The following is a 2,904-nucleotide window of genomic DNA, read 5'->3' on the forward strand; positions in this document are numbered from 1 at the left end:
TGCGCCCCATAGTGGGCGAAGCCGTGCAGCTGGAAGCGGCTGTGGTCGGCGGCAGGGTGCAGGTGGGCATTGAAAGCGAAGAAGACTCCGGCCTGCTCATCGGCCGTGAAGGGCAGACGCTGGCCGCGCTTCAGTACATGATTTCGCGCATTGTGTCGCGGGGCATGAATGCCGCAGTGCGCGTGCAGCTTGATGCCGGTGAATACCGCCGCCGTCAGGACGAAAGGCTGCGCGAAATGGCCCTTGCCCTGGCCGACAAGGTGCGTCAGAGCGGCCGCTCCTACTCCACGCGGCCCCTGTCTTCCTATCATCGCCGGATTGTGCATGTCTGTCTTCAGGACGCCACTGACGTGCAGACGCGCAGCACGGGCGACGGCCCCCTGAAACGGGTGGTCATCCTGCGCAGGAAGACCGAAAAAAATTAGCGTATTGCCAGGCAACAGGCTATATTACGGCGCGGATGAATAAAAAATCCGCGCCGTAGTGTTTTGGTGGGACCTGCTCCGCGCAGGCACGGGCGGAGCGCTGTCAATTATGGGCTGTCCGGCGCTGCGCACGCTTTCCCGCGCGATTCGTCTCGTCAGGTTTGCTGGCCTGGAAAGCCCTGCCGCAGCGCAGGACGAGCCCGCGCAGCACGGGGGCAAAATGGCCGGGAGCAGACTTTCGAAGGTCTGCTTTTTTCTTGCTCTCACGGTTTGAACAGCCCCCTGCCTTTAACAGGCCGCATACCCAAATGTTGTGCAATGTTTGCTCTGGTGCGCACATCCGGCAGCCGAAGCGCTTTCGTATGGACTGTGGAGCCAGTACCGGGTATGCTGCCACGGAATTTGTCGTAAAAAGGCATTGCCGTACGTCGGATTATCGCGGCTTTCACTTGTTTCGCCCCGCGCGAAAGGCGGAGGCCGCATTTTTTGGACATTCACGCCGCGTCACGACACGCGCGCCCGGCGTACCCGCGGGGCAATATAACATCATGAGCACCAACGATACCATAGCAGCCATTGCCACGCCCCCCGGTTCCGGAGGGGTAGGCATTGTGCGTATTTCCGGTCCCAGGGCCAAGCAGACGCTCGCGCGCATGTTTTTGCCCATGTCGCCGAAGTTTGAAAATTTTCGCCCCTGGTTTCTGCACAGGGGGCGTGTTGTGGACTGGAACGGTGAAAACCTGGACGACGTGCTGGCGGTCTTTATGCCCGGCCCGCGCAGTTTTACCGGCGAGGATGTGGCTGAAATCCACTGTCACGGCGGCCCGTTTATCGTGCAGTCAGTGCTGGAGGCCGCGTTGCGCCTCGGCGCGCGCCAGGCGCAGCAGGGCGAGTTTTCGCGTCGTGCCTTTATCAATGGCCGTATGGATCTGAGCCAGGCCGAAGCCGTGGCCGAACTTATTGCCGCGCCTTCGCGTGAGGCTTTGCGTTATGGCCTGAATCGCCTGGACGGTCTGCTTGCCCGTCGGACAGAGACTCTGCGCCGTGAGCTTGAAGACCTGCGCATGCAGGTTTGCGTGGCCGTGGATTTTCCTGAAGACGAAGTGGAGGGCATGGATGCGCCCTCCTTCAGCACGGCCGTGGCAAAGGTGGATGCAGCCTTGCGGCACTTGCTTCAGTGCAGCCGCAGGGCGCGGGTGATGCAGCAGGGCGCGGTGGTGGTGCTGGCCGGAGCGGTCAATGCGGGCAAGTCCAGCCTCATGAACGCCCTGCTTGGGCGCAACCGCGCGCTGGTGACGGATATTCCCGGCACAACGCGAGACTTTCTTGAAGAAACCTGCGATCTCGGCGGGCTGCCCGTGCGGCTCACAGATACGGCAGGTTTGCGAAAAGCTGCGGAAAGTATTGAAGAAATGGGTGTTGAGCGCAGTCGGCAAAAGCTGGCCGAAGCTGACGCCATTGTTTTGGTGCTTGACGGCGGCGCTTTGGGCGAAGCCGGAGCCGCCGCCGAAACCTGCCCTGACCCCGCAGCCAGAGAAGTGCTTGAACTTGCTGGTGATACGCCTATCCTGATTGTTTGGAACAAGTGCGACCTGTGCATGCCTGCCGTGTTTCCGCCGCGCTGGACTCAGGGGCAAACCTGTTGCACAACAAGCGCTTTTTCCGATACACAGGTAGAGGACATGGCCGAAAGCCTGCGCGCTCTGCTGCTGACGGGCAGCGGCGGTGCCGCCGCAGAGGAGGGGCTTGCGCCCAATGCGCGGCAAAGTATGGCGCTGGAAGCGGCTCTGGCCGAACTGGCGGCCCTGCGGGAAGATGTGGATGCCGGACGGTCGTATGACTGCTGCGCTGTGCGCCTGGATGTGGCTGCCGCTCATCTGGCTGAGGTAACTGGCCTGAGCAGCCCTGCCGAGGTGCTGGACAGGGTTTTTTCTCAATTTTGTATCGGCAAGTAGTCTGGTAAGTAATTTATGGATATGGATGTTCTGCGCCGCCGCCTGAGCAGCGAAGAGATAAACGCCCTGCCCCTGTGTCATTATGAGGGGCCGGTGCATGTGGTACGCAACGAAGCGGACTGGCAGGCTGCGCTGCCCCTGCTGCGTGAGGAAAGCATTCTGGGCTTTGATACCGAAACACGCCCGTCCTTCCGCAAGGGCAGGCGCAATTCGCCGGCGCTTATCCAGTTAGCCACGGCCCAGGCTGTCTATCTTATCCAGTTGTCATGGCTGCCGTTCGGGCCGCATCTGGCTGATCTGCTCGCCAATCCCGTGCAGGTCAAGGCCGGTGTAGGCATCAGGGATGACATGCGCGATCTGGCAAAATTGCACGATTTTGAGCCTGCCGGCCTGGTTGCTGGCCGTCCGTTTTTTTGTGGGAGGTTCCTTTGACAAAAAGGGACCTCCTTTGCGCTGCGTTAGAGCAATTTCACTTTGAAATTGCTCGGACGGCTGCGTGAGCAGACGTTCGCTACGGAGGCGTA

At 60.7% G+C, this 2,904-nt stretch carries 3 protein-coding genes; all 3 read left to right on the top strand.

Annotated elements, in window-relative coordinates; translation table 11 throughout:
• Positions 1-425: Jag family protein (locus V6C16_RS10670; RefSeq protein WP_333543177.1), on the top strand; the 425-nt coding region annotated here is incomplete at its 5' end.
• A gap of 548 nt (positions 426-973) precedes the next feature.
• Complete coding sequence (gene mnmE, locus V6C16_RS10675; protein WP_333543178.1) at positions 974-2,380, top strand: tRNA uridine-5-carboxymethylaminomethyl(34) synthesis GTPase MnmE; 1,407 nt, start codon at positions 974-976, stop codon at positions 2,378-2,380.
• A gap of 15 nt (positions 2,381-2,395) precedes the next feature.
• Entirely contained in the window at positions 2,396-2,812 is a 417-nt protein-coding gene (locus V6C16_RS10680) for a hypothetical protein (protein ID WP_333543180.1), read from the top strand.
• Positions 2,813-2,904 lie beyond the last annotated feature (92 nt).

Origin of the sequence: Desulfovibrio sp. 1188_IL3213, assembly GCF_036763145.1 — a bacterium.
GTDB lineage: Bacteria > Desulfobacterota > Desulfovibrionia > Desulfovibrionales > Desulfovibrionaceae > Desulfovibrio.